The organism is Oligoflexus sp., from assembly GCF_035712445.1.
Lineage (GTDB): Bacteria > Bdellovibrionota_B > Oligoflexia > Oligoflexales > Oligoflexaceae > Oligoflexus.
Genome location: NZ_DASTAT010000145.1, coordinates 49096 through 75654 on the forward strand (window position 1 = coordinate 49096; position 26559 = coordinate 75654).

General features: G+C 55.7%; 22 protein-coding genes. 18 read left to right on the forward strand and 4 right to left on the reverse strand.

The genetic code is table 11. The features are described 5' to 3' along the window. The first annotated feature begins 58 nt into the window (after positions 1–58). The 6 genes from VFO10_RS30845 to VFO10_RS30870 all read left to right on the forward strand — a co-directional run bounded on the left by VFO10_RS30845 (position 59) and on the right by VFO10_RS30870 (position 6452). Positions 59–1027, forward strand: coding sequence for a universal stress protein (locus VFO10_RS30845; protein WP_325145886.1), 969 nt, complete (start codon positions 59–61; stop codon positions 1025–1027). 11 nt (positions 1028–1038) lie between these two features. Then, positions 1039–1896, forward strand: a complete 858-nt coding sequence (locus VFO10_RS30850; RefSeq protein ID WP_325145887.1) for a universal stress protein — start codon at positions 1039–1041, stop codon at positions 1894–1896. Between the two features lie 29 nt (positions 1897–1925). Next, on the forward strand, positions 1926–3203 hold the full coding sequence (locus VFO10_RS30855) for an acetyl-CoA hydrolase/transferase family protein (RefSeq protein WP_325145888.1): 1278 nt from the start codon (positions 1926–1928) through the stop codon (positions 3201–3203). Positions 3204–3258: 55 nt separating this feature from the next. Beyond that, on the forward strand, positions 3259–4797 hold the full coding sequence (locus VFO10_RS30860; RefSeq protein WP_325145889.1) for a PAS domain-containing hybrid sensor histidine kinase/response regulator: 1539 nt from the start codon (positions 3259–3261) through the stop codon (positions 4795–4797). A gap of 190 nt (positions 4798–4987) precedes the next feature. Beyond that, positions 4988–6058: a universal stress protein gene (locus tag VFO10_RS30865; protein ID WP_325145890.1), complete on the forward strand. Its 1071-nt coding sequence runs from the start codon at positions 4988–4990 to the stop codon at positions 6056–6058. Between the two features lie 106 nt (positions 6059–6164). Further along, positions 6165–6452, forward strand: a complete 288-nt coding sequence (locus VFO10_RS30870) for a hypothetical protein (RefSeq protein ID WP_325145891.1) — start codon at positions 6165–6167, stop codon at positions 6450–6452. On the opposite strand, the gene VFO10_RS30875 is transcribed toward VFO10_RS30870, so the two are convergent. After that, positions 6435–7598, reverse strand: coding sequence for a mannosyltransferase family protein (locus tag VFO10_RS30875; protein ID WP_325145892.1), 1164 nt, complete (start codon positions 7596–7598; stop codon positions 6435–6437). The genes VFO10_RS30870 and VFO10_RS30875 overlap by 18 nt on opposite strands. Positions 7599–7602: 4 nt before the next feature. Here VFO10_RS30875 and VFO10_RS30880 point away from each other — a divergent pair, with 4 nt between their 5' ends. The 5 genes from VFO10_RS30880 (at position 7603) to VFO10_RS30900 (ending at position 12304) form a co-directional block, all read left to right on the forward strand. After that, positions 7603–8703: a DegT/DnrJ/EryC1/StrS family aminotransferase gene (locus tag VFO10_RS30880; protein WP_325145893.1), complete on the forward strand. Its 1101-nt coding sequence runs from the start codon at positions 7603–7605 to the stop codon at positions 8701–8703. After that, the gene (locus tag VFO10_RS30885) at positions 8700–9725 is read left to right on the forward strand and encodes a glycosyltransferase family 2 protein (protein ID WP_325145894.1); all 1026 of its coding nucleotides are present in this window, start codon (positions 8700–8702) and stop codon (positions 9723–9725) included. The genes VFO10_RS30880 and VFO10_RS30885 overlap by 4 nt, the downstream gene beginning before the upstream one ends. Next, the gene (locus VFO10_RS30890) at positions 9712–10710 is read left to right on the forward strand and encodes an NAD-dependent epimerase/dehydratase family protein (RefSeq protein WP_325145895.1); all 999 of its coding nucleotides are present in this window, start codon (positions 9712–9714) and stop codon (positions 10708–10710) included. The genes VFO10_RS30885 and VFO10_RS30890 overlap by 14 nt, the downstream gene beginning before the upstream one ends. Next, positions 10710–11480, forward strand: a complete 771-nt coding sequence (locus tag VFO10_RS30895) for a class I SAM-dependent methyltransferase (protein WP_325145896.1) — start codon at positions 10710–10712, stop codon at positions 11478–11480. Before VFO10_RS30890 ends, VFO10_RS30895 begins: the two co-directional genes overlap by 1 nt. A 74-nt stretch (positions 11481–11554) precedes the next feature. After that, a complete protein-coding gene (locus VFO10_RS30900; RefSeq protein WP_325145897.1) occupies positions 11555–12304 on the forward strand; it encodes a DUF72 domain-containing protein in 750 nt (249 codons plus the stop codon). A gap of 275 nt (positions 12305–12579) precedes the next feature. On the opposite strand, the gene VFO10_RS30905 is transcribed toward VFO10_RS30900, so the two are convergent. Continuing rightward, positions 12580–14034 carry a hypothetical protein gene (locus VFO10_RS30905; RefSeq protein WP_325145898.1) on the reverse strand — a complete coding sequence of 485 codons (1455 nt, stop codon included), beginning with the start codon at positions 14032–14034 and terminating at the stop codon, positions 12580–12582. Positions 14035–14239: 205 nt separating this feature from the next. On the opposite strand from VFO10_RS30905, the gene VFO10_RS30910 reads away from it, so the two are divergent. From VFO10_RS30910 to VFO10_RS30930, 5 genes are all read left to right on the forward strand, one after another. Further along, a complete protein-coding gene (locus VFO10_RS30910; protein ID WP_325145899.1) occupies positions 14240–15130 on the forward strand; it encodes an SDR family oxidoreductase in 891 nt (296 codons plus the stop codon). Between the two features lie 77 nt (positions 15131–15207). Continuing rightward, on the forward strand, positions 15208–16203 hold the full coding sequence (gene bla, locus VFO10_RS30915) for a class A beta-lactamase (protein ID WP_325145900.1): 996 nt from the start codon (positions 15208–15210) through the stop codon (positions 16201–16203). Between the two features lie 96 nt (positions 16204–16299). Continuing rightward, entirely contained in the window at positions 16300–18144 is a 1845-nt protein-coding gene (locus VFO10_RS30920; protein ID WP_325145901.1) for a DUF1588 domain-containing protein, read from the forward strand. Positions 18145–18159: 15 nt separating this feature from the next. Further along, entirely contained in the window at positions 18160–19425 is a 1266-nt protein-coding gene (locus VFO10_RS30925; RefSeq protein WP_325145902.1) for a DUF1552 domain-containing protein, read from the forward strand. 138 nt (positions 19426–19563) lie between these two features. Further along, on the forward strand, positions 19564–20841 hold the full coding sequence (locus VFO10_RS30930) for a phospholipid carrier-dependent glycosyltransferase (protein ID WP_325145903.1): 1278 nt from the start codon (positions 19564–19566) through the stop codon (positions 20839–20841). Between the two features lie 3 nt (positions 20842–20844). Here VFO10_RS30930 and VFO10_RS30935 read toward each other — a convergent pair whose 3' ends face one another. Beyond that, positions 20845–21315: a hypothetical protein gene (locus VFO10_RS30935; protein ID WP_325145904.1), complete on the reverse strand. Its 471-nt coding sequence runs from the start codon at positions 21313–21315 to the stop codon at positions 20845–20847. Between the two features lie 378 nt (positions 21316–21693). Here VFO10_RS30935 and VFO10_RS30940 point away from each other — a divergent pair, with 378 nt between their 5' ends. Further along, positions 21694–23289, forward strand: coding sequence for a D-arabinono-1,4-lactone oxidase (locus VFO10_RS30940; RefSeq protein WP_325145905.1), 1596 nt, complete (start codon positions 21694–21696; stop codon positions 23287–23289). Between the two features lie 180 nt (positions 23290–23469). Further along, the gene (locus VFO10_RS30945; RefSeq protein WP_325145906.1) at positions 23470–24879 is read left to right on the forward strand and encodes a glycoside hydrolase family 5 protein; all 1410 of its coding nucleotides are present in this window, start codon (positions 23470–23472) and stop codon (positions 24877–24879) included. 122 nt (positions 24880–25001) lie between these two features. On the opposite strand, the gene VFO10_RS30950 is transcribed toward VFO10_RS30945, so the two are convergent. After that, entirely contained in the window at positions 25002–26465 is a 1464-nt protein-coding gene (locus tag VFO10_RS30950; protein ID WP_325145907.1) for an aminoacyl-histidine dipeptidase, read from the reverse strand. Positions 26466–26559: the final 94 nt, after the last annotated feature.

The following is a 26559-nucleotide window of genomic DNA, read 5'->3' on the forward strand; positions in this document are numbered from 1 at the left end:
GTCGCGGTCCAGACTTTGCAATATCCTGGTGAGACAGACATCATCGGGAGGTTAACGTATGCCTGCATCGAATCAAAATCATGATACCGTTGTCGTCGGCGTGAAAAAAGATGGAGCCCACCCGGATCTGATCCGTAAGATCCGGTCATTCAGCAAAAGGCCCCAGGTCCCGATCTGTCTGGTCCACGCCGTGGAAGAAAAAATGAAATTCCCGTCTCTTTATCGGGAAATCCTCGGCAGTTTCGATATCAGCGAGCTCGGCCGCCAGCTGCCCGAAATCCATGAAAAGGAAGCCCGCGCGGCCCTTGAAACGATGAAGGCCACCCTCGATGATCAGGAAAACATCCGCATTCAAATCGTGCATTCCGAGGATGCGGCGGCCAGCCTGATCGCGGAAGCCCAGCTCACCCGAGCGTCCATGATCGTGATCGAAGTGCATGAGCATCTTTACCAGCTCATTCCTCAGGGTCTTTCGGTTGCCCTTAACCTTCTTCAGCACGCGCCGATGCCTGTCCTTATCCTGCGGCAGGGTGCGCCGAATCATTTTGAAAAGAGTGAGCAGGTGCTGCTGGTCGCCGATGATCTGTCCGCATCCTCGCTCGGCGCCGTGCGGAAGGCCATGAACCTGGCCATTCAATGGGGTCACACGCGGGTCATTCATCTGCATGTGATCGAGCAGGCCATGCATGGAACCCTGACAGAGCTGGCAGCCATCAGCAAAAAAGTGAATGTGGGGCCCATGGGAACTCCCGAGCTTTTGGAGTATCTTGAAGGCGAAATGAAAGAGGTCCTTCTGCGCCGCACAGCCGAATACCAGGAAGCTTTGAAGCAAAAGGGCTCGACTTATGAAGCCATGGTCCAGGTGGGGCATGTCGCCAGCAAGGTCGGCAGCATGATCCAGGAAAAGAAACCTGACCTCACCGTGTTCGGCCGGCGTCAGCGGCTGCATCATGGGCCCTTTGGTTTCGCCCGCGTGCCGTTTGCCGCGATGCTGGCGCAATCCGATGCCGTACTTATCGTGCCGTGAAGGAGCCTGCCATGAAAATAGTCGTTGGTGTGGATAACCTGCCGCAAGGCGATCTTGTGCTCAAGGTCATTCGTGACCTGGATTTCCCGCAGCCTCAGCTGAAACTCGTCAATATCGTCGAGGTCTGGATCGAACAGGGTTCGATGCAGTATGGTTTCGGAGCCACACCTTATAACCTGGAAGGCTACTTCCGGGCGGTCGAGGATGAAGCCCGCAGCGCGCTTAAATTCCTGAAGGAGAATGCCGAGCGCCAGGGCATGAAGGACTGCGAAACCCAGCTGCTCTATGGCAACATCAGCAACCAGCTGATGGACTATGCGGATGCTGCGAAGACGGATCTCCTGGCGATCGGGTCCTTTGGAAAAGGCCCTTGGGAAGGAATCCTGATCGGCAGCGTCGGCCGCAAAGCCGTCATCAATTCCAAGCACAGCGTGCTGATCGCCAAAGACAGCTACCGCGATGGCAGCGATCTTTCCGTGGTGCTGGCGACTGATCATTCGCCTTATGCCGATCGCTGGCTGGAAAAATTCGTGGCATGGGCGCCGCGAGGCATCAAGCACCTCACTCTGCTGTCCGTCCTGCCCGATGTCATGTTTCAAACCGACATCGGAACCTGGATTCGCGAGGGCCTGAACACGGCCAATGACAAGGCCGCTCAAAAACTGCAAGGCTTAAGCCCGGATATCAAGACCCGTGTTGAGGTCGGTCCGGTTTCGGAAACGATCGCGCGCGTCATGCAGGAAACCCAGTCGGAGCTCTTGATCCTTGGTTCCCAGGGACATGGATTTATGGAACGTGTCGCACTCGGCAGCACTTCACTGGAGCAGGCTATCAAACAGCCTTATTCCGTGCTGGTCGTCCGTGCCTAAGTGGGATTTTTTTCTTTTCGGAGTCTTTTGTGCGTTTGATTCAACTCGACAATGCCCTCGATCTTTTGCAAAACCAGGGCCGGCGTATGGTCACGAGCATGGCCGCCGCGGAACCTCAGCTGCTTTTCTCGCGCTTTCATGAAGTGATCGAAAAGCGCCAGGAACAATTGAGGGTATACTGTGCCAACCCCGGCAAGCGCTATGACTGTTTCACTGAAGCTTGTCATAAAGGGAAGGCTGAATTCGTCGTCATGTTTCTGACGGAAAGCGTGCGGGCCGATCACGGCCCCACCGTCCAGTATCTGCCGCAGCATCTTTCGCAGTGGTTCGCCGGCATTCAGCGCAACGGTGATGCCATCGATATCTTCTGGGGTTCCTGCAGCCTTCCCGATGAACGCGGCTTTGTCAGTCTGGGCCCGAGCAACTGCTACGAGTCCGAGGCCTTCCGTCATGCGAAGCTCAAGATCCTGGAGGTCAACCCCAACATACCCATGACCTATGGCTCCACCATCGTGCCGGTTGCCGAGGTTGATCACTTCATCGAATCGAAGGCCCCGCTGCCCACTGTCTCCCGTCCTCGCATGGACGCCAATGATATACGGATTGCTGAGTTAGTGGCTGACCTTATCCCCAATGGCAGCACGCTGCAGCTGGGCATCGGTTCGATTCCGAACGCGATTGGCAAGGCGCTGGAGAGCAAAAAAGATCTGGGCGTTCACACCGAAATGATGAATGACACGATGCTCGACCTTTATGAAAAGGGCGTGATCACGGGCCGCTATAAAACCCGCTGGCCGCGCAAGATGATTGCCGCGTTCGCCTATGGCACCGATGCTCTCTATCGCTTCATAGACCGAAATCCCCTGGTCGAATTCCATCCGGCCAGCGTCGTGAATGATCCCTATCGCATCGCCATGAACCATCAGATGATCTCGATCAACTCGGCGGTTGAAGTCGATCTTACCGGCCAGGTCTGTTCGGAATCACTCGGGCACAAGGAACTGAGCGGCGTCGGCGGGGCCAGCGACACGCACTGCGGGGCGCAGCGTTCCGCAGGCGGCAAAGGCATCATCGTCATCAAGTCCACCACGGCGAAAGAGGATCATTCAAAAATCGTTTTTGAATTGAATCCTGGTGCCAAGGTTTCGATCAGCAGAAACGATGTGGATACGATCGTGACAGAATACGGCGTGGCCAGCCTGAAAGGCAAAACGGTGTCCGAGAGGGTTCGTCAGATGATTGCCATCGCCCACCCGAAATACCGCGAGAGTCTTATGTTTGCTGCGCAGAAGGCCAATTACCTTTAAAGCGCGACGCTGCGGTGGGCGATCACCCCCGCAGCCTTGTCAGGAATGCTCCCGCATGGAAAAGAGCCCCGGCCTCCCGCTGTTCCAGAATCAAATGGCTGCCGCCTTGAACTGCGCGGGAGAATCCATCGTCATCACCGATCGCCGCGGGGTCATTCAGTATGTGAATCCGGCTTTTACTCGTCTTACTGGCTATACCCTGGCCGAAGTCCAGGGATTAAAGCCCAATCTATGGCGCAGCACACGGCATAGCCCTGCGTTCTATGCGGACCTCTGGCAATGCATCACGGCCGGCCGGGTCTGGCAGGGCGAGGTCACCAACCAAAAACGTGACCAGACCCTTTATGAAGCCCTTCTGACCATCGCACCGATTTTCGATGAGGATGCTTCCATCCAGGGTTATGTCTCGACCCTGAGCGATGTAACCGGCTACAAAAAACTGCAGGCGGATCTGCGCGAGGAGTCCGCCGCACGCTGGCGCAACCTTGCCTATATCTCGCATGACATCAGGACGCCCTTAAATGGGCTTCTCGGCCTGGCCGAGATTCTGGATGATAAACTTCAGGACCCCGAGCAGCGGGAGCTCCTGGCGACCATGAAAAGGGCTGGACAGAACATTCTTTCGCTCGTGGACAATATCGTCGATGAATCCCGTTTGGATACCGCCGGGATGCAGCTCGATGCCGAGGACTTCGATCTTAAGGATTCGCTTCGCGATGTTCAGCAGCTGCTCGCGGCCAAAGCCGCCGCGGCCCATTCGGTGATCCGCGTGGAGGTGCCCGACCGGGTCCCGCTTGTATCAGGGGATGCGCGGCGCGTGTCGCGGATTCTGCAGAACCTGGTTGGCAACGCGACCAAATTCACGGAAAATGGTGAGATCACGCTCCGTCTGGAGGTCCTGCATGAGACCGAGGACCTTGTGAGGCTCAGGCTGCTGGTGGCGGACACGGGGATAGGCATCGGGGAAGAGGCGCAAAAACGCATCTTTGATCAGTTTGCCCAGGCCGATAGCTCCATCCACCGCCGCTATGGTGGCTTCGGCCTGGGATTGACCATCACCAAAAAGCTGGTCGATCTCATGCACGGGAACATCACGGTTTGGAGCCGGCCCGGGCGCGGGACGCGTTTTACTGTCGATCTTCCCTTTAAAAAAGCCAGGATCATGAGCGAAACCAACAAAGAATCCGCCGCGTCCCCATCGAGCCCGCTCCCTTTTCCCGGCATCAAGGCTCTGGTGTGCGACGATGACGAACTGAATCAAAAGATCCTGGCCCGCCTGCTCGCCAAATACGGAGTGGAAGCGGAAACGGCCAGCAATGGGCGCGAGGGCCTCGATCGCCTCATCGCATCGTCCTTTGATATCGTCTTCATTGATCTGCAGATGCCCATACTCGATGGCCATCAGATGGCCCGCTTCGTACGCGACCATGAGGAAGCTCGCGTCGCACGCACACCGCTTGTCGCCGTAACGGGAGCCGCTCATTACTTCCAGGAGCGATCCTTGGACGAAACACCTTTCGATGATTACATAGTGAAGCCCATCACGCCTCAGCTCGTCCTTCAGTCGCTCCAAAGGGCCTTCCCCAAAGCTTGAACACCCCACTGCATGTTCTTCTCGATCGCGCTTTTCTGAAGCGGACGCGACTGCGAAGGGCGTGGCTTTTGCCACCAATTCCGCTATACTTCGCGCAGTCCATATCACCGAATGTCGCCAAATCCCTAGCGAATCGCATCTTGTTTTCAGGCTCTATTCTTGCACAAAACGAAGTGAATGGAGGTCGACGATGAAAATATGGAAGGCCCAAAAAAAACCCATCGTGGTAGGCATGCGACTTGACGACCGCGAAGATCAACTTTTGCAAAGCGCGATGTCTTTGGCAAAGAAATTACAATCCTGCGTGGAACTCGTGCACTGTTTCGAGTCGTCCATTGCTTATTCCAGCGCAGGTGAGATCCTACCCAAGGCCACCACGCAGTGCCAGACCCTGAGCAACCCATGGAGCGAAGATCGCGCCAAAGCCATACTCAAAGCCCTCGGCAACGCTGCGAATGATCGCCTGGACATTCACGTTCATGTCGAGCGCGGGGATCCTGCTGAAAACCTCGTGCGCATCGCGCGGGAAGTGGGCGCGGGACTGATCGTCTGCGGCATACGCCACCAGGCCCAGCCCTGGGCGTTCAAGGGGCTGTCCACGGCCCTGTCCCTGGCTTTTTATGCGCCGATCCCGGTGCTGATTCTTCCCTTGGCTGTAACGATTGATTTCGAGAAAACGGTGAGCATCCTGATCGCCGACAGCCTCGGCGGAGAAGGCTGGCACGTTCTGGAAAGCGGCCTGCAGCTGGCGCGATACCTCGAATGCGCGGGCGTATATCACGCGCATATCCTGAAGGCCAGCAGCATGGATATTCAGGCCACTCTCTGCGATATGACCGAAAGCGCCAAGCAGGGGCGACTGCCCCGGGATATCTGTTTTACTCCTGAGCTTTTGGAAAAAACCCTTCTGCAGAAAATCAACGAGGAGCTTTTCTATCGCTTTCACAATACCTCCGCGAGCAAGGACCTTATGCAGCGCTATCATCCGATCGCCGCGATTGGCGAGATTGATTGCGAAGTCGATCACATCATGAATACCAGCGGGGCAAGGCTCATGATCATGGGACGCCATCAGTTCTATTCAGGGCGTCGCCTGGCGCTGGATCATATTCCCTATCGCGCGATTATGGAACGCAAGGCCGGGCTTCTCGTGATCCCGAACTACGAGGAATCACGTAGCCGTCTTCACGAAGGCGAATGGGACAGCCGCTTCAATGCGGACAAGGATCTGAGCGAAATCCCGCAGATGGCCTGGGAATGAAAGGACAAGTCACTGAAATGTCAGGCGAGCAGACCCTGGTATGATTTTTGTTATAAATATCTTAATGTCCAGGCACTCAAACCCCCTGGACTTTGGAGGGGCTGTCATGGAACACGGGCAAAGCTGTGAGCACTGCGCGGTTCAGATTCACTGCCGCAATCTCTATGTCGCCATAAAGATCCTGGAAGAGGAACTCCGCTTTGCCGATCGTGTTGACCTTCAGCACGCATTTGATGCGCTGAAAAGCGATATGACAGCCGTGGGTTTTCATTATCCGAGCGGCAGCGAGCTTTGCACTCTGAATAGGAGCAGTCTCGAAGCACGGGCCTTCGTCGCCCGTGCTGACAGTCTTCTACGGGAACTGCGGCGCACCGTTTCAATAAGCCCAGCGTGAGATCGCATACTGCCAGGTCACGACCAGATTCAAGAGCACATAAGCCCCGAGCATGGGCCATGCCGCCCAGCGGGACAGCCGTTCCCAGGCCTCCCCCAAAGCAAAGAGCAGGGGAAAGAGTACCGCTCCAAAGCGGAACGCGTCCACCAGCTCGCCCTGCAGCGGCATGATCGCAAGACTCAGAAAGCAATACAGAGCCTCCGCATACCGTCCCCGACCGACGAGCAAAAAGGTCCCCAAAAGCCAGAGCCCATAAAAAAGATGATGCAGAAGGCTACCGATGCGAAAATTCTGAATCGGATTGGCGAGTATGAATGTTTTGAAGTAACTGCTGATTCCATCGGCAATGAACCAGTGACTCTGATGCGCGCCCATGGCGGGAAACCAGCCGCGGCCTTCCCAATAATGCAGAAGAGGCGCAAGACCCCATAAAAGTCCGCTGATGAGGCCCATGCCTGCGAAAATTGCAAGGCGCTTCCAGAGCACGCGGGTTGTCAGCATGCCGCCAAAAGCCAAGGCGATCGCCAGGAAAACCCCCTGATGCCTTGTCAGAGCAGCCAGTCCAGCCCACACAGCCGCGAGCCACCACTGCTTCCGATGCAGGGCGCTGAAGCCTAAAACGGAAAGCAGCAGAAAAAGACTTTCAGTGTGAAAGGAATGAAAGATGTACGAGGCGGGACTCCAGAGCAGAGCGAGCAGAGCGCCCCAGCTTATCCACGACAGCCGATCCGGGCCGCGTCCGGCCATCAGAATCTTCAGACTGCCGGCAAAACAAAACACGGAGAAGAGCGTGCCCGTTATCAGCACAGCCGTATCCCCCCTTAAACCGAAGAGCTGCGTGAGCCCGCGCGTCAGATAGGGAAAAAGCGGGGGAAAGGCGGAGCTCGCGGCATCGTAGCCTTGGGTCGCAATGATCAGGTACCAGCCCGCATCCCAATGCTGGAGCAGACCCGTCCAGCTTTCACCGGACCGCATGCGTACAGCGAACCAGAGCACCAGATGCACGCTCAGCATGATAAGGCTTAAACCAAGGGCCTGGGCCAGGGTCGGGCGCGCTGCGGCACTATGGAATAGAGCAGGGTTTCGATAGTCGAGTCCTTGGAACTTCGCTATGATCTTCCCATGCACCCTAGGCTGATGAGGCATATAGATGATTCCCCTTTTTGATTACCAGCGCCAATGGCGTGAACGGCAGTCTGAAATTTTAACTACGATACAGAGAGTTTTGGCATCCGGCCAGCTGATTTTAGGCGCCGAGGGGCGTGCCTTTGAGAGTGCCATGTCGAGTCTTATAGGGGTCGAGCATTGCGTGGGCGTCAATTCCGGAACCGATGCGCTGGTGCTTGCGCTGCGGGTTCTGGGCATTCAGCCCGGGGATGGCGTGATCACCGTTCCGAATACCGCCGTTCCCACAGCGGCTGCGATTCGGCTCTGCGGGGCCCGTCCGGTCTTCGTCGATGTGGATCCCGACACTCTGCTTATGGATGTCGAGCGTCTCAAGGAGATTGACCTCAAGGGCTGCAAGGCGATTATCCCCGTGCATCTGCATGGTCTTATGGTGGATATGGATCCTTTGATGGCCTTTGCCCGGTCGCGGGGTCTATTTGTCATCGAAGACTGCGCCCAGTCTTTCGGGTCTTTTTATAAGGGACGCGCCGCGGGATCGTTCGGCGATGTGTCCTGCTTCTCCTTCTATCCGACTAAGAATTTAGGTGCCTATGGTGATGGCGGGCTTTGCGCCACAGACAATGCGGATCTGGCCAAGGCTCTGAAGCGGCAGCGCATGTATGGTTTCGATGAAACGCCGATTGCCCAGGTGGATGGCCTCAATAGTCGTCTCGATGAGCTGCAGGCCGGCATACTCAATTTGAAGCTGAAATACTTCGATGGCGACATGCAAAGGCGTCAGAGCCTCGCCCAGCGTTATCTGCAAAAGCTGGACGGCCGGCGCATGCAGCTGCCTCATCAGCCCGAGGACCGCACCCACTCCTGGCACATTTTTGCGATTCGGAGTCCCTTCCGTCAGGAGCTTAAAGAAAAACTGGCCGCGCGAGGCATCGTGACCGGCGTCCATTATCCTGTTCCGCTGCATCGCATGCCCGCTTATCAGGATCTCGGTTATACCGCGGGCGATCTGCCGGTCGCGGAAAAGGCGGCGTCTGAACTCCTTTCCCTGCCGCTCTTTCCTGAACTCACGCAGGACGAGCAGGATGCGGTCATCGAAGCTTTACACGAGGCTCTGCCGCGATGAATACACCTGAGATATCGTTCGTGATTCCCGTTTATAATAGCGCCAACACGATAGGCGCTGTGGTGCAGGATATCCTGCGCCTTTTTTCTTTTCTTGAATTTGAAATCATACTGGTGAATGACGGATCGCGCGATGCGACCGAGTCCGTCTGCAGGCAGCTGGTCGAAGCCCATCCCCAGCGCGTGATTTTTCTGCAGCTTTCCCGGAATTTCAGCGAGCATAATGCGGTGCTGGCCGGACTCAATCAGAGCCGCGGCCACTATGTGGCTGTCCTCGATGACGACGGGCAGAATCCGCCGGCCGAAATCATTCGCATGTATGAAGCCATCAAGACCGGAAACTTTGATACGGTTTATGGCTTTTATAAGGAAAAGCAGCATCACTGGTTTCGTAACCTCGGCAGCCGCTTCAATGATGCGGTGGCCAATGTCATGCTGAAAAAACCCAGGGATCTTTATCTCTCCAGTTTCAAGATCATGAATCGTTTCACCGTCGATCAGGTGATCACCTACAAGGGCGCGTTTCCCTATATTGATGGCCTGATCTTCCGCGCGACTCAAAACATCGCGCAGATTCCCGTCGAACATAAAAAACGTGAGGATGGAGCCTCGGGCTACACGCTGAAAAAATTGGTGAAGCTCTGGCTGAATATGTTCCTGAATTTTTCCATTAGCCCCCTGCGCCTTGCTGCGATCGTCGGTCTTTTCACGGCTGCGGCCAGCGTGCCTTTGATTTTACTCATCATCATCGACAAGATCATGAATCCGCAGCTGACCATGGGTGTCCCGACCATACTCGTGGCCATGACGTTTTTCGCGGGACTGCAGCTCCTGATTATCGGCCTGGTCGGTGAATACCTCGGCCGCATGTTTCTGGATCACGCGGGCACGCCTCAGTATATCGTGCGCTATGCCTACGCGGGCGATCAGCAGAGCCTGAACGAGGCGCCGCGGGCCACCACACCCAGGCGGCCGGCACCCCCGGCTGTAACGCGAGAGGAGCCTTTCCATGGCAGCATTTAAAAACGCCCGGGTTTTGATTACGGGCGGACTTGGTTTTATCGGCAGTAACCTCGCTTTAAGGATGGTGGAGCGCGGGGCGAAGGTCACGCTGATTGATGCGATGATCCCGAGTTATGGAGCCCGCACCTTTAATATCGCCGGTATTCGTGATCAGGTTCAGGTGAATTTTTCCGATATACGCGAACCTTATAGCGTCGATTATCTGGTGGCCGAGCAGGATTACATCTTCTGCCTGGCCGGGCAATTGAGTCATATAGATAGCATGAGGAATCCCGTCAATGATCTTCAGATCAATTGCCTGGGTCATCTGAATGTCCTCGAAAGCTGCCGCAAGCATAATCCCAAGGTGAAGCTGGTTCTGACGAGCACGCGCCAGGTTTATGGGAAGCCGCAGTATCTGCCGGTGGATGAAAATCATCCGATTGAGCCCGTGGATATCAACGGCATTCATAAGCTCGCGGCCGAGCAGTATTTTCAGCTCTATTATAAAGTCTATGGCATTGCTTCGACCGTGCTGCGCCTCACCAATACCTATGGCCCGCGCATGGATCTTCTGAGTCAGGACAAGGGTTTTGCCGGCATATTCCTGAGGCGGGCGCTTTTGGGTGAAAAAATTCAGCTCTTCGACGGTGGGCATCAGCTGCGCGATTTCAATGCCATCGAGGATGTGCTGGATGCCTTGGAACTCGCGGCGCTCGGGGATCACGCGGGGCGGATCTTTAACCTTGGGCATCATCAGCCGCATAGTCTGCGCGAGTTCACCGAGATCCTGGCGAGAAAACTCTTTTTTGAAATCGAGGATGTGGTTTTCCCCCCGGAGCGCAAGGCGATCGACATTGGGGATTATTATGGATCGTATGAGCACTTTCATAAGGCGACCGGCTGGGTCCCGCGCACCACGCTGGAAAAAGGCCTGGAGGCGACCATTGCGTTCTATGAAGAGCATCTTCAGGAGTATCTGAAGGGCCCAAGGAAGGATGCCTGATGGAAGAGACGGCCTATCTTGCACTGGCGGAAGCCGAGGATCATGGTTGGTATTACAGGGCCCGACGTCAGGCCGTGGATCATCTGATGAAGCGTTTTGCACCGCGACTGTCGCGGCCTTTGCGCATCCTGGATATCGGCTCAGGGACCGGAGGCAGCACCAGCTTGCTGCGGCGCTATGGGGATGTGCTGGGAATGGAGCCTTCACCTTTGGCCCGCGAGCTTTCACAGAAGCGTTTTCCAGATCTGAAGGTGCAGCCCTGGACCATAGATGAACTGCCGGCCCAGGCCAACGCGGACTTCGATGTCGCTGTGATCCTTTGCGTCCTTTATCATCAGAACATCAAGGATCCGGCCGCGGCTTTGAAGAATATTGCGGCCGTGCAAAAGCCGGGATCCATACTCATCTGGAACGAGCCCGCCTACCCTTTCCTTTGGCGGCAGCATGATCGTCAAACGGCAGCGGGCCGACGTTTTTATCCGCGCAGCATGCATCAGCTGCTCAAGGACCAGGGTTACGAGCTGGTCTTTCAATCCCACCTTTTAGCCTGGGCTTTTCCCATCGCCTGTCTTCTGGCTTTGAAAGACCGCTGGCAATGGGGAAGCGACCGCCAGACCACGTCCGCCGCCGAGGGGAGCGATCACAAACCCGTCCCTGGCCTCATCAATCGACTTCTGCGCTGGATCACATTCAGCGAGTGGAGGCTCAGCCGCCTCGGCCTTGGCCTGCCCTTCGGCGTTTCGCATCTGCTTGTGGCTCGCCGCCTTTGAATCCAGGCATATTTCTCGCATGAAAGAGCGACGGACGGCTCCTGCATGGCCGTCCCTTTCACGCGAGGCCCTTTATGAAAACCTTTTTCATCGGAACCGCCGGCTGGAGCATCCCCCGTACCGCAACCGGATTCTTTGCGTCTTCCGGCGCGGTCCTGGAGCGTTATGCCAGTCGTTTCAAAGCGGTGGAAATCAATAGCTCCTTTTACCGGGATCACGGGGCCAAAACCTACGAAAAATGGGCCGCCATGACTCCGGAGAATTTCCATTTCGCCGTCAAACTTTCCCGGGCCTATACCCATTCGCGGGAGTGGAACAAAACGGATCTCCTGCACACTGTCGATGGTTACCTGCATCTCGGCCCAAAACTCGGAGTCATCCTGGTTCAGCTCGCACCGCGCCATCAATTCGATCCCGAGCAGGATCGCGAACTTTTTGCCACGGTTCGCCGTGTTTACGATGGCCCCATGGTGGTCGAGCCTCGGCATCGCAGCTGGGCGAGCCACGAGGCCCATCTTCTGATGCATGAAATGAAGGTCGGCAAGGTGAACGCTGATCCTGAGCGCTGCCCGGATCTGAAGCCTGAATTCGAAAGCCCTATCAGCTACTACAGGCTCCATGGTTCTCCTGAAATCTACGCCAGCGACTACGCGTATCATGATCTGCAGCAGCTCGGCGAGAAGCTCCAGGCCGAGAAAGCCGGAGGGCAGGATTCATGGGTTATTTTTGACAATACGAAATTCGGTCGCGCCACGCACAATGCATTGGAGCTGGTGAATATTCTGGAGAGTCCCGGTTTGGAGTCAGCAGGGGACATAAGGTGATGTTTTTGACCTGCACTGCAGGCTGCCTCTTTTCACAGCGCTCGACTGGATTTTCAGGCATTTAGGGTTTGGTACGAATCCTGAAAGTGTTGCATAAGCCGGACAGCATCCGGCCTATGTCCAACGCAGGAGAGACATCAGAGCAGGACAAAGACATGGATCGTATCAGCGATCTCGAGCTTTGCTCCCGGTACTTCAGCCGAACCCATTGATGGATGAGTTGCAGGGAGGTTTTCGATGCATCATCGAAAACCTCCTCTTTCCTTGATGAAGGCTTAAAGAACGTAAAGGAAGGCGACGAGATCCTTCTTCTCAGCATCCGTGAGTCGCAGCTGGAAGACGATGTTGAAGAATTCCACCGTATCATCCAGGGTCAAAAGCCGCCCGTCATGCAGATAAGGGGGCGAATGCCGGATGCCCCGCAGCGGGAAGGTCTTGATCGGGCCGACCGCGGTCATGAGGCGACCGTTGACCTTGTGAGGCTCGAAGAAGCGCTCCACCTTCAGGTCATGCATGCTGTTGTCGGTGAAATAAGGTCCAGCATGACAGCTGGCGCATTGAGCCTTGCCATAGAAGAGTTCTTCGCCGTGTTTTTCCGCGTCCGTGGCCAGGGCCGGAATGAGCCTGCCGTTGATATCAAGCTTCGGCGCCGGTGGAAAATCCAGAATCGACTGAAATTCCGCCATGTGCGCGACCTGCAGGGCCCGATCGAGTTTATTGAAGCCCTTCTTCGCCGCCAGCACATGATCGCCATCGAAATAGGCGCCGAGCTGTTCGAACTCCGTGAAATCCTCGACCGTCTTCATCGCCCGCTGACTGCCGAAGAGTCTTTGAATGTTCAGACCCCGCAGGCTCGGAACATCAAGCCGCCGGCGGAATTCCTGGGTACGGGTCACAGGATCCAGGTGAACGGCACCATTCGTATGACCGTTGGCGTGACAATCCATGCAGGAAATTCCCTGTTCCGGTTCATCCGTGCGGCGATCATTCGTCAGGTTGAATTGCTGCTGAGCAAAAGGCGTCAGGAGCAGGCGCAGACCATCGAGCTGCCTTGGGGTCAGAATTCCATCGAAAATTTCAAAGTAGTTTTTGATGGTGAGCAGGACACCATGGGAAACATCCCCGAGATCAGGCCTGGTGGTCAGGAAAATAGGCGCCGGGAATTCCGGAAGGAAATGATCAGGGATATCATGTTCGACATCAAAGCGCAGAAGATCGCGGCCTTCCGCAGCCTTGATCTCGTCGATGTGAAACTGGGGCAGGACCTGTCCGCCTTCGTCATGCCGGGGATGCGGCAGCGGCATAAATCCTGGAGGGAAAATTCCCTGCTTTTTGATCTCCTCGGGCGTCATGCTCGCCAGCTTGTCCCAGGTCACATCCTTGCCAAGGCGCACGCGAACGCCGGTCTGCACAGGCTTGCCACGACTCATCGTCACATTCGCTTCCGCCTTGTTGCTCATATCATAGCGGGCGTTCAGAAGATCATTCTGCAGCTTTTCCGCAGGAGCCTTTCCCGCAATCAGGCGGGCGCGCATGTCAACAAACGATTCGGTGATGGCGACCGGAGTATAACTCGTATCACCTTCCTGCGGCTTCGGTGGTTCCGCTTGATTCGGCGTTTGCACCGGAGCGGGATTGGAGGCGCTGCTCTTTTTATTCAAGAGATCGCTTTTTTGATGACAGGACACAAGACTGGTGGCTAGTACAGCCACCACCGAAATTTTCCTCATGGCAAAGACTCCCAATTTGAAGATCGACTCTGCCCGTAACACTAAAAAAGTGCGCCTGATGATGGCTGCTGGGAAGATTCCGCAATTTTTGCAGAGATCAGAATTCCCGGTACAGACTGGTAGGATTTTCGGAAATCCCCATTGAATATGGAACGGATTCTGCAGTTTGAAAAAGGCGTCCGCTTTTTTACTCAGGAGGTGCACGATGCAAATCAACAATTCTGAAAGAGAACAGGAAAGGCCGTCCCCTCCCTTTCCCGCTCGCAAAATACCCAAACCTGGTCTGGAAAAGGATCTGGACCCGCGCCCTCAGTATGAGGGTTTGGAATATCGCGGCTCGGGAAAACTGGAAGGAAAAGTGGCGCTCATCACCGGGGGTGACTCTGGAATTGGACGGGCTGTCGCGGTTTTTTATGCGAAAGAGGGAGCCGACGTCGCCATCGTTCATCTGCCCGAGGAGCAGGATGATGCCGAGGAAACGCTCAGCGTCATCCGTGATCTCGGCCGCGGCGCCATCAGTATTCCCGGTGATGTCAGCGATCCTGAATTTTGCCGGAAAGCCGTGCGCACGGCCGTGGATACCTGGGGTCACCTGGATATCCTGGTGAATAACGCAGCCAGGCAGAAACATATCAAAGACATCGAGGATCTGGACGAGAAGGAATTCGAACAGACCTTCCGCACCAATATCTTCGGTTATTTCTATATGGCCAAGGCTGCGATTCCCGAACTCCCGGAAGGTGGCGCCATCATCAATACGGGTTCCATCACGGGCCTGGAAGGCAGCCCCGAACTTTTGGATTATTCCGCCACCAAAGGCGCCATCCATGCCTTCACCAAATCCCTCGCGAAGAATCTGGTGAAAAAGAAAATCCGGGTCAATTGCGTGGCTCCAGGCCCTGTCTGGACTCCATTGAATCCCGCGGAAAACAAGCCGGAAGCCATCAAACATTTCGGCGAAAGCACGCCCTTTGGTCGTCCTGCGCAACCCGAAGAAGTGGCACCAGCCTTCGTCTTCTTCGCATCATCCCTGGACTCCAGCTATATCACTGGCGAGGTTCTCACGCTTCTGGGCGGTGATACCACGGCAGGTTGAGAAATCATTCCTTATCTTCTAGTATGATCAGGGTCCTTTGGACTCTGGTCATAATTTTTTCCGGGGAATGGAATTTTATGCTGAACACGCTATTACTGGCCGCTGCCCTTTCTGGACCTGCTTCCTTTGCCGATCGAGCGGCTCTGCAAAAGGACCTGACCGCCATCGCCGCCGCATCTGATGGAAAAGTGGGTGTCTGCGCATTGGAAGCCCTGGACGCGGAGCCTGTCTGCGTTCACGGGACGGAACGGTTTCCGATACAAAGCGTGATGAAATTCATAGTGTCGGCCGTCGTGCTGAATGAGGTCGATCAGAACAGGCTCAAGCTCACCGATATCATCCGCGTGAAGCCCGAAGATATAAGTCCAGGCCCACAGGAATTCGCCGATATGATCCGCGCCAAGGGCGAGTATCCCGCAACGATTGAAGAGCTGATGCGCCGCTCGATTGTCGATAGCGACAGCACTTCGATTGATGTTCTCTTGCAGCGGATCGGTGGGCTCGCCAAGGTTCAGGAGTTTTTGAAGCAGAGAAAAGTCGAGGGTCTGCGCATAGATCGCAATGAACGCGATCTGCAGTCGGAGTTTTCCGGCCTGAAATGGCAGCCGTCCTATGCGGCGGCGGGAAAATTCGAAGCGGCTGTGAAGGCCGCTCCACCCGCGCAAAAAGATCAGGCGCTCGAAGCCTATTTGAAGGATCCAAGGGACACATCCACCCCAGCAGCCATGGTTCAATTTCTGAAAAGATTGGCTGCAGGCGAGTTCCTTTCCGCAGCCTCAACCCAAAAGCTTCTGTCCATCATGGAGCAAACGGTAACCGGCAAGGACAGGCTGCGCGCGGGACTGCCACAATCCTGGAAAATCGCCCACAAAACGGGAACCAGTGCCAGCTGGCGCGGACGCGCGGCCACCACCAATGATGTCGGCATCATGACGGCGCCCGATGGAACCACAGTCGCAATCGCGGTTTTCATCGCCGATTCCAAGCAGAGCAGCAGTGAGCGCGGGGCCATCATCGCGAAGGCGGCACGCGCTGTGACTGCGGCTTTCCAGGGGAACCGACAGAAATCCTGATCCAAAAAAGACCCTTAACAGCTGCCAGTATGATAAACGGCGACCCTTGAGCGGAACCTGTTTTTTATCCCTACTGCGGCTGTTAAGGAGACCTCCATGCGACCCCTGCGACTCCTCCTCCTCATGATGCCTTTTGTGCTTTCCCAATGCGCGAAGCGACCCGAACGTGACCACCGATCGCGCACAGAACCCACGGCTGATCGCGTAGCATTGGAAGAAGGCGCAGCCCTTTACGGGAAGCAATGCGCCGCGTGCCATGGCCCGGAAGGTCAGGGCGCGATCGGTCCGCGATTGAATGATGCGAGCTGCAAAAGCTGCGGCGACGAAGGCAAACTGATCGATGTGATCACCCGCACCATGCCTCCCGCAAATCCCGCCGCCTGCGATAAAAATTGCGCCACGATCGTGGCCCAGTATATTCGTGCCGAACTTTATCTGAAAGGAACGGCGTCCTGTGAAGAATCGAGTATCGTCCCTGGAAAAAGAGCCGTCAGGCTTCTGACCAACCGCGAGTACGATAATACCGTGCGCGCCCTCTTTCCATTGCCTGACGGTGTGAACCCAGCCTCATCCTTTCTGAAGGAAACCAAGGTCGAAGGTTTTTCCACCAATCACCAGGAGGCCGTGGCCAGCACGCGGCGCGTCGAGGACTGGCTGATGGCGGCTCAAAACGTTGTCGCACAAGCGAACCTTGACAAGGCCCTGGGCTGTGATTTCAATCGGGATCCGCGCTGCGTCCTGAATAGCTTCGGAACGAAGATGTTCCGCCGGCCTTTGACACCCGCGGAATCGCAGCATTATAGCGCCCTGATCAGCGACAAAGGCTTAAAGCCTGCTCTGACAGCCATGCTCGTGGATCCGGCCTTTCTCTATCGATCAGAGCTGGGCGTTCTGAAAGACGATGGATACTATCATTTGACCCCATATGAAATAGCCTCCGCCCTTTCCTATATGTTCCTTGAAACGACTCCCGATGAGCAGCTCTTGAAACTGGCGGTCGACGGGAGCCTCAGTGATAAAGAAATAATCCGCGCCCAGGCCCAGCGCCTGATACAAATGCCCGAGGCCAAGCGGATGACAGCTCAATTCGCCGTCGAATGGCTGGATGTCGGCAAAATCGCCGAAGGCACAAACGTCCATCCAGAGCTTGATGCCGGCATGCGACTCAACATGCTGAATGAAACGAAGGCGATGTTCAACTACATCACCTTCGATGCAAAAAGCCGCCGATTCGAAGACCTTCTGACTTCGAACTTCACCTATCTTCCAACCGATCTGGCCCGATATTACGGTCTGCAGTTTCCGGCCAATGCCGGTGACTTCGCGATTACGCCTTTGGATGGAAACCGGGCCGGAATTTTAGGTCATGGATCGGTTCTGGTGGCGACGAGCCACCCTGATCAGAGTTCGCCGATTCTCAGAGGCCTCTTCGTGCGGGATCGTCTGCTTTGTCAGAAACTGCCAAGCCCACCGGCCAACCTCAATATCATCGTTCCCAAGGTGGATCCGAACCTCAGCACGCGAGAGCGCTTTGCCCAGCATACAGCCGAAGCGGCTTGTCAGAACTGTCATCAGTTTATTGATGGACTTGGTTTTGGCTTTGAAAACTTTGATGCCACCGGCCGCTTTCGTTCGATGGACAATGGCAAGCCCGTGGACAATTCGGGGCGGATCACCAACCTCAATGATCTGAGCCAAAAGCCGCAGGTTCAGCAGGATTTTTCCAGTCTCCCCGAGCTGGCTCAGATCCTGAGCACCAGCCCCACGGCCAAGGAATGCTTCGCCTTTCAATTCTATCGCTATAGCCGCGGAGTAGCCGGCCAGGCCCAGGATCGCTGCGCCAGCCGGAAAGCGAATCAGAGGTTTATCGAAGGCGGGATGACCATTGCCGACATGATGGTCGAGCAAACGCAGGCCCCGGGTTTTGTACTGAAAAAATAACAAAAGGATCACGATATGAAACTCATGATATCCAAAGCCCCTACACTCGATCGCCGTAAACTCCTGGCTCATGCCGGGTATGCGTCCTTCTTTTGCATAATCTCCCAGATCATCCAGCAAAGATCGGCTTTAGCTGCCGGCACATCCTTCGCCAAGCGCATCATCTTCGTTTATCATCCCGATGGCGTTGTCCCCGAGCAATGGCATTCCGCATCGGTTGATGCCCTGAATTCCAGTCTCAGCCCATTGAGCCCTTTCAAAACAAGCCTGAATCTTTATACGGGTCTGAGCTATTTCGATCCCAAACCGGGTTCCCATCCCGAAGGGGTGCAGCGTATGCTGACCGGCACCAGCGGAGGAACGGCGAGCATCGATGTGGTGCTCGCGCAGCTCTTCGGTCGTGACAGTCTCTTTCCGCATGTGCACCTGGGAGTGGACAGCAACATCGGTGATGGCGCGGATAAAAAAATCTCGCGCTTCGAAGGCGGAACGGCCAAGCCTGCGGAAGATGATCTCGTCCGCGCCTGGCAGTCGCTCTTTGGAGGCGGCATGACACCGCCACCAGCAGGCAGCGGCGGCACTGATGATTTATCCCTTCTGGAAGGCCTTAAAACGCGCCTGGAAAGTTTTAAAAAGGAGTTGGATAAGACCGAGGCGGCCAAGATCGAAACGCATCTGCAGTCCGTCCTGGAAATTCAAAAAAGAAAGCAGGCCCCGACAGGTGGAGGCGGAAGCGCCAGCTGTCAGAATCCCGGGACAGCGCCGTCCAACACCGGGACTTTGCTTGATAAGACCCGCGGTCAGATGAAAAACATGGTGGATGCCATGGCCTGCGGACTTTCTCGGGTGGGAACCCTGCAGATTTCGCATCACACGAGTGAGAGCTTCATTCCCACAGGCGAACGCTCCATGCGGAGTCATGAAGCCTCGCATAATGATATGAATATACACGCAGCACAGAAAAAATTGATCAATGAGCAGGTCGCATTCCTTGCCGGCATGCTCAGGGATCGGCGGGATCCCGTCGGGGAAGGCACCATGCTCGATAACACCATCATCGCGGTCGTGACCGAGGTGGAAAACGGCGCAAGCCATACCCATTCCAACCTGCCCTACTATACGCTCGGTGGCAGCCAGGGTCTCACGACTGGGCGGGTCATCAGCTGTGAAGGCCGGACGGTCGGTTCCTTGTGGGCGACGCTGGCCACGGCTTTGGGTCAACGACTGGATGGTTTTGGCGCCGGTCAAGGTCGAATTGATGCCATACTGAAGGGCGGCTAAGGCCGAAACCACCGTGCTCACTAAAAATGCGAAAGTCACTCCCAAAGTCTTGAAGAAAATTCAGGACCGTTCCATTCTAAGGATGACCCCGGATAAGGCGGGGCATACTTTGGGCTGTCGGCAGCGATTTGGGGGACTATGAACTTCGCAGATGATTCCAAGACGCACGTGAAAACCTGGATCCTGGCCGCAATCATTCTTATCACAGCCCTCACGCTCCGCTGGGTCGGGCTTGGTTCCATCAAGGAAGCGATCTTCGACGAGGCGCATTATGTGCCGGCTGCCGAAGTGCTGGTCGGACTCAAGGAGCACCCTGGCATGGGCCTTTGGGCCTCGCATCCTTTGATAGGCAAAGCCCCAGCCCCCAACTTCGAGCACCCCCTCCTCGCGAAATTCCTGATCGTCTTTGGACTGCGAATGTTTGAAGACCCCTACTGGGGCGCCCGCTTTTTTCCGGCCCTGGCCGGTAGTGCGAGCCTGATCCTGATGGCCTTCCTCGCTCTGCGCTTCTTTGGAAAACCGATACCCGTGCTCCTGGCCCTGCTTTTTCTGGGCTTTGACAGCATGTCCATGCTGCATTCCCGACTGGCTATGCTCGATATCTTTCTGATGACCGCACTGATCGGTCTTTTGCTTAGCAGCTGGCAGCTCATTCAGGATCCGGGGAACTGGACCACCCGTATCAGCTCCGCTGTCTGGATAACGGCAGGCCTTTCCAGCAAATGGGTTTTCGCCTTTGCGATACTCGGGTTCTGCTGGTGTCTGCTCGCTCTGGGGCGCGGCAGCCTGGGCAAAAGGTTCCAGACCCTTGTCCTTGTGGGCTTGATATCGCTCGGTCTTTATCATCTTTGGTTTATTTACTATGCCGCGCACGGCTTTTCCTACGGCGAATGGCTGGAATTTCACATCGCCGCCAACGCGGTCACCACGGGAAAACTCGCTCAGCATCCCTATGGAGCCACGGCCTTCTCCATGCTCGGCAACAGCCGCAACATCTGGTACTACTTCAAGCAGCTGCCGGGACAGATGACGGTCGGGCTGGTGGGACTTTTGAATCCTCTTCTGATCTTTTCCGCGCTGCCTGCGCTCGGCCTTGTTTTTTTCAACTATCGGAAGACGAGGCAGCTCCAGGATATCTTCATCCTCGGCTGGTTCGCATGCTGCTATCTGCCTTTCCACCTTGTCCTGATGGAACGCCAGGGCTTTTTATATTACATGCTGCTGGTGCTGCCGATCATCATCCTGGCCGTCATCCGCATGCTCGATATTCTCTCCCGGAAGGTGAGCCTGAAGGCGCTGGCGGTGGGCTATGCGTCCCTCTTCCTCGCGGTCAGCGCCTTTTATATGCCCGTGGTCCTCGCCTGGCCGATGACACGGGATTATTATTTAATGTTGATTCGATTCACGGGTGTGTGAGCTTTACTTATAATTATTATCAATCCAGGCCTGCACCACCGCCTTCACGTTCGCGGGCTTGGTGCTGTTCTTGACGAAGCGCTCGGCCCAGCCGCCCGGTCCAACCCAGGTCTTGTTGTAAACCATATCCGTCGGTTTTAAATTGGGGCTGGCGCCATTCTTGGCGACCGGGACGCCATAACCACCTTGGGCATCATTCTGATTGTGACAGGCGCTGCATAGCTGCCCATCATCCCTTCCCGCCTTCTGACTGGAAATAACTTCCGCCAGCGTTTTGCCGTCGATGCTGGGGTTGGGTGCGAGCCCAAATTTTGCGGACGAGATGGGCTCATTCCAACCCACCAAAACCTTTTTCGTGACTGCACTGGCATTGGCGCTCTCCATGTTTTTCATGACTCTTGTCGCGGACGGTTCATCGGTTCCGCAGCCTAACAAAAGACACAGAAGAATGATGAAACCAGAAATTCGTGCCAAGGGATCGTCCTCCAAAAACTCTCAAAAACCGCTCTGTGTGTAAAAAAACTTGAGGCCCCGGATCGGGTCTTTATTCAGCGAAAGTCACATAAAAACGATGGTTTGCAGTAAGCAAGATCAGGGCCAAACGCTAAGTCTCGGGAAGGATTCAGGCGGCCCCCTTGTGCGCGAGCGTATTCGCGCATCCTAGGACCTAGGTCTGAGGCATCTCACAAAGTCCTGCTACCAAAGTCCGCTAGCCGGTTCGAGCGGAGATTTTTACGTCGTGCCCTGGATGGATAGGGACCTGAGCAATTCTTAAATCGAGCCCATTGGCGTTGCAATGCTTTGTTAAAGGTCTAAATTATTGTCAGCTTTGACCAAAATATGAGGATCATCATGCGTCGACTCATGCCCGTGGGGCTCGCCACTGCCTTTGCATTGGCCGCCCTCAGTCCCGCTCTTTATTCCAAGGCGAAAAATCTTTTCACCAATATGGATGCCACCGTCACCTGCCCGGCTCGCGAAATCGTGACCGTCTCCAGCACGGCCGATGTCCAGGCGGCGGTTCGAAAAGCGAGGGCCGAGGGTCTTTCGATCAAGGCCGCGGCCAAAGGCTGGCAGGGTTCCAATAATAATTCCTGCGTTGGCGACGGCGGCCTGCAGATCGACACAGGAGGCCTGAATCAGATCGTGCGCGTGGATCCGGATACGATGCTGGTCACCGTCCAGCCCGGGATCAAGCTCTGGGATTTCAATCAGAAAATGCATAAGGATTGGGGGCTGATACTTTCGGCCGTCCAGGAATATGCAGAGCCCACCCTCGGCGGGATGCTCGGCAACGGAACCCACGGTTCGACCCTGCACGAACCCTCGTCCTCGATTCAGGACTACCTGCGGTCGGTGACTGTCGTGAACGGCCTGGGTGAGGTTCAAACAATCAACGGTGATGAGCTGGATTTTTACGCCACTAACCTCGGTGTCCTTGGAATCCTGACCGAAGTCACCCTGCAGCTGCAGCCGTCCTTCAAAGTTCAGGCCAAGGTCAGCGCCCATGATGAAGCCAACCTTGCCCAGGATATTCAGGAGCTGGCTGGCGCTCATTATGGAACCAACGTCACCTGGTTTCCGGGGCAGAAGAAATATACGGTGACCGCCTTCGACAAGGTCCCGAATGAAACCCCCGGCACCGCCCACAACGGTCAGCCTGAAGCCGCCTGGTGGCAAAGGGCCCTCATGCCCCTTATTTTTAAAGCCTCGCACGTCGGGCCTTCGCGCGCCGCCACCTGCTTTGTGGAAAAGCAGCGTTTTGAAATGAAAGCCAAGAGTTATTTCGGCGAGGAGTTCGGCAAACCTTTGGAACCGGCGGTAGGCTGGGCGCATGAGATGATCAACTTCGTTTGCCGCGACCGCTGCCCTTTCAATGCTCTGCCTTATGCTTTGGAGGAAATTGCGATCGACCTCAAGGATCTGCCGGGCTTCATTCAGAGAGCTCAGGAACTTTTCCATCAAACGGGGGCCTGCATGCCGCTCAACGGCATCTACTTCCGCTTTGGTCATGGATCGCGCGGGGCGCTCGGCATGGCGAGCGGAAGGGAAACGGTCTACATCGGGATGGAATATGTCCGTAATCCCTGGGGCAATCGTTATCCCAGAGATTTTGAGGTGATTCAGGAGCTGGAGCAGCTCCTGCTTCGCGAATACAGCGGAAGACCGCATTGGGGCAAGAACCAGCATCCGATGTTCGAAAACATCCGGGACCAGTATCCGCGTTTCGCTGAGTTCGAAGCCTATCGCGAGACGCAGGATCCAGGCGGCATCTTCATGAACGATTTCTATTCCCGGATCAATGGGCGCGTCAGCCCCACGGCCGCCGCGAAGAATTGCGTTGTGGATCAGGCCTGTTACTGTGAAGCGGATGAGCATTGTCCGAAGGGTTATAGCTGTGAAGAGGGCCTTGTCTATCCCGAAGCCCGGGTGTGCCGCGCTCGCTGAGCGCCTCTTTCAAACGGACTATGTATAAAGATTTCACGCTGATAAACTTGTTTTTCCGATGTTTCAATCAACCCCGCAGTCAGTCGCATTGGTAAGGTGAGCAAGTTCTGACCTCATCCCCGAGGTCAGGCACCTGTTCTGAGCTGAGACCCCATTGTTGCCCTGACTGCGGAGACACACATGAAGACCTCTCGAATTTTGCCTGTGCTTGCGTTCAGCAGCCTCCTCCTGACCAACTGTAAGATGACCCGTCCCGAATTGGATCGTTCCAACTCCTCGACTCTCTCTGATGTGAAGGTCGTCGAACTCGACAAGGGTGGTTGGGGCAGCTTCGATTTCAAACTCGAACGCCTGCGCCCGTCCCCGGAAACCGTGCAAAGCAGCTACCAGAAAGTTGCAGGTCAAACCATTGTTGCCAAGACCAAGGTGCTTTATGGTGACTATAAACTGCTCCTGACTTATAAGGATGCTCAGGGCAAAGCGATCTATGAATCCTGCCCCAATGATAGAGCCAAGGAGCATAACATTCGCGTGCCGACTTATTCCGTAACGGTCCAAGTCTGTTCCATCGGCGGCTCAACGCCGATTGGCACCGTTGTCGGTGACGGCGCGGATGTCATCGTGAAACCCGAACTCGCCATTCCTGGTGGCAAGACTCCAGAAACGCCAACGCCGAACACGCCCGCGCCTCCGGTTACCTCGGGGTCGTTCGTGGCCCAGCACGGCATGCTGAGCGTTTCCGGGAATAAGATCGTGGATAAGGATAAGAAGCCCATTCAGCTGAAAGGAATGAGTCTTTTCTGGAGTCACTGGTCAGGGAATTTCTGGAATTCCGATGCCGTGACCTTCATTAAGAAAGACTGGAAGGCCACGCTGATTCGGGCCGCCATGGGTGTGGAAGATGGTGGTTATTTGACCCAGCCCAATGCCGAGAAAGACCGGGTGAAAACCATCGTCAACGCTGCGATGAAAGAAGGCATCTATGTGATCATCGACTGGCATGATCATCACGCCACGCGCAACACGGCCAAGGCTGTGGAGTTTTTCAGCGAGATGGCCGGTCTTTACGCGAACAATCCCCATGTGATTTTTGAGATTTACAACGAGCCGCTGGACGACAGCTGGGAGCAGGTCAAGGCCTATGCTGAGACGGTGACCAAAGCGATCCGCGCGAAAGGCGCTCAGAACCTTGTGATCGTCGGCAGCCCTTCCTGGTCGCAGCGTGTGGACCTGGCTGCGGATAATCCGGTTCAGGATAAGAATGTGGCCTATACCCTTCACTTCTATTCCGGGACGCACCGCCAGGACCTTCGTGATAAGGCTACCTATGCTTTGAACAAGGGTATTGCCCTTTTCGTCACGGAATTTGGTGTCTGCGACGCTTCGGGTAACGGCAACATCGACCTCGCGGAAGCGGATCGCTGGATGGCCTTCATGGATCAGCATAAGCTGAGCTGGGCGAACTGGTCGCTGTTTGACAAGAATGAAAGCGCTTCGGCTTTGAAGCCGGGTGCCAATCCTAAAGGCGGCTGGACCACGAATGATCTGACGGAATCCGGCAATTATATCCGAAAGAAAATGATGGAATAAGATCAAGGGCAGGCCGACCTGCCCTTTTTCTTTCTTGGGAGAGAACCTTCGGCTGCATGCCGACAGAGGCGAACGCCGTGTGAGGCGGACGCCGATAGACGGCCTTCGGCTGCGCAGAAGGCTTACGCCGACGCCGACAGCCTATCCAGCATGCGCAGAAGGTACTGGTAGAAATGATCCACACTCGCAATTTCCACACTTTCATCCGGGGAGTGAGCGTTTTCGATGGTCGGCCCAAAGGAAACCATATCAATCCCCGGAATTTTCTCGCCTATGATCCCGCATTCCAGACCAGCATGAATCGCCTTCACAGCCGGATCGCGACGATAAAGTTCCTTGAACGTGGCCTGGGCCAGCTTCAGCACGGGTGATTCCAGATTGGGTTTCCAACCCGGATAACCGACGCCTGCATCCACTTTCGCTCCGCCCAGCTGCAAACAGGCCGCCGCGGTGTAGGCGACATCGGCCATTTCCGAAGCGACGGAACTGCGTTGACTGGTCGAGATCACCACTTCATTTTTCGTGCTGCGAATCACACCCAGGTTACTCGATGTTTGCACGAGGCCCGGAATGTCGGCACTCATCTTCGTCACACCGTGCGGAATGGCCGCGACGGTGGCGAGGATCTTGTTCTGCAGCGCGCGGGCCCAAACTTTCCCGCGCCGGGTCTTGACCTGGGCTATGGATATCTTCACGCCAGGATCAGACGCCTGAAGTTCGGCCTGGATGACCTCCTGGAAACGCTCCATCAGCTGGACCGATTCATCCCACTGCACCTGCGGCAGATAAAGCGTGACATCAGCCTCACGGGGTATGGCGTTGCGTTTATTCCCGCCGTTGAAAGCGGAAACCCGCGCCCCGCGTGCTGTCAAAAGCACCGCGGCCCGCGCTGCGATCTTGATGGCATTGCCGCGCTGTTTGTCGATATCAAGACCCGAGTGTCCGCCTTTCAGACCTTTGACGCTGATGCGCACGATGTGACTGCGCGCCGGGGCTTTCTCCCAGGCGAGTTTCCAGCTGCCATTGGTATCGCGGCCACCCGAGCAGCCGACGTAGAGAGCGCCTTCCTCTTCGCTATCCAGATTCAAAAGGATGCGCGAGGAAATCAGATTCGGATCCAAAAGCTTGGCACCCGTCAGACCGGTTTCCTCATCAATGGTCAGCAGGAATTCCAAAGGACCATGCTGGACTTTTTCGTCCTCCATGAGCGCGAGACTGGTGGCGACAGCGATGCCGTTATCGGCGCCCAGCGTGGTGCCCGTGGCTTTGATGTGGCCCCCGTTCCGTTGCAGGCGAATGGGGTCCTTATTGAAGTCGTGAGCCGTCTCCGCATTCTTTTCACAGACCATATCGAGATGCCCCTGCAGGCAAATCGAAGGCGCGCCTTCACGCCCTGGAGACGCTGGTTTTCGAATGAGGAGATTGCCAATGGCATCCCGATCGACGCTGCAGCCCGTGCGTTGAGCGGTTTCTATGACATAACGGGCAACGGCCGCCTCGCTTTTGGACGGGCGCGGTATCGAGGATATGGCGGCGAAGTGCTTCCAGAGGAGTGCGGGTTCCAGACCCGAGACTGCTTCAGACATGATGGCAAAGCTCCTTTGTGCAGGCGGCGATAATTCGCCTGAGGACGGTGTTTCCATCCCTAGACTAAGGGACAGCAGAGGAAGATATCAAGAA

Excerpts from the sequence above, each read along its gene's own strand:
- VFO10_RS30875 (WP_325145892.1), bottom strand. The coding sequence starts at position 7,598 with ATGCCTCATCAGCCTAGGGTGCATGGGAAGATCATAGCGAAGTTCCAA.
- VFO10_RS30940 (WP_325145905.1), top strand. The coding sequence starts at position 21,694 with ATGCGTCGACTCATGCCCGTGGGGCTCGCCACTGCCTTTGCATTGGCC.
- VFO10_RS30845 (WP_325145886.1), top strand. The coding sequence starts at position 59 with ATGCCTGCATCGAATCAAAATCATGATACCGTTGTCGTCGGCGTGAAA.
- VFO10_RS30880 (WP_325145893.1), top strand. The coding sequence starts at position 7,603 with ATGATTCCCCTTTTTGATTACCAGCGCCAATGGCGTGAACGGCAGTCT.
- VFO10_RS30920 (WP_325145901.1), top strand. The coding sequence starts at position 16,300 with ATGCGACCCCTGCGACTCCTCCTCCTCATGATGCCTTTTGTGCTTTCC.
- VFO10_RS30950 (WP_325145907.1), bottom strand. The coding sequence starts at position 26,465 with ATGTCTGAAGCAGTCTCGGGTCTGGAACCCGCACTCCTCTGGAAGCAC.
- VFO10_RS30925 (WP_325145902.1), top strand. The coding sequence starts at position 18,160 with ATGAAACTCATGATATCCAAAGCCCCTACACTCGATCGCCGTAAACTC.
- VFO10_RS30860 (WP_325145889.1), top strand. The coding sequence starts at position 3,259 with ATGGAAAAGAGCCCCGGCCTCCCGCTGTTCCAGAATCAAATGGCTGCC.
- VFO10_RS30905 (WP_325145898.1), bottom strand. The coding sequence starts at position 14,034 with ATGAGGAAAATTTCGGTGGTGGCTGTACTAGCCACCAGTCTTGTGTCC.
- VFO10_RS30945 (WP_325145906.1), top strand. The coding sequence starts at position 23,470 with ATGAAGACCTCTCGAATTTTGCCTGTGCTTGCGTTCAGCAGCCTCCTC.
- VFO10_RS30890 (WP_325145895.1), top strand. The coding sequence starts at position 9,712 with ATGGCAGCATTTAAAAACGCCCGGGTTTTGATTACGGGCGGACTTGGT.
- VFO10_RS30910 (WP_325145899.1), top strand. The coding sequence starts at position 14,240 with ATGCAAATCAACAATTCTGAAAGAGAACAGGAAAGGCCGTCCCCTCCC.
- bla (WP_325145900.1), top strand. The coding sequence starts at position 15,208 with ATGCTGAACACGCTATTACTGGCCGCTGCCCTTTCTGGACCTGCTTCC.
- VFO10_RS30895 (WP_325145896.1), top strand. The coding sequence starts at position 10,710 with ATGGAAGAGACGGCCTATCTTGCACTGGCGGAAGCCGAGGATCATGGT.
- VFO10_RS30900 (WP_325145897.1), top strand. The coding sequence starts at position 11,555 with ATGAAAACCTTTTTCATCGGAACCGCCGGCTGGAGCATCCCCCGTACC.
- VFO10_RS30885 (WP_325145894.1), top strand. The coding sequence starts at position 8,700 with ATGAATACACCTGAGATATCGTTCGTGATTCCCGTTTATAATAGCGCC.
- VFO10_RS30870 (WP_325145891.1), top strand. The coding sequence starts at position 6,165 with ATGGAACACGGGCAAAGCTGTGAGCACTGCGCGGTTCAGATTCACTGC.
- VFO10_RS30930 (WP_325145903.1), top strand. The coding sequence starts at position 19,564 with ATGAACTTCGCAGATGATTCCAAGACGCACGTGAAAACCTGGATCCTG.
- VFO10_RS30865 (WP_325145890.1), top strand. The coding sequence starts at position 4,988 with ATGAAAATATGGAAGGCCCAAAAAAAACCCATCGTGGTAGGCATGCGA.
- VFO10_RS30850 (WP_325145887.1), top strand. The coding sequence starts at position 1,039 with ATGAAAATAGTCGTTGGTGTGGATAACCTGCCGCAAGGCGATCTTGTG.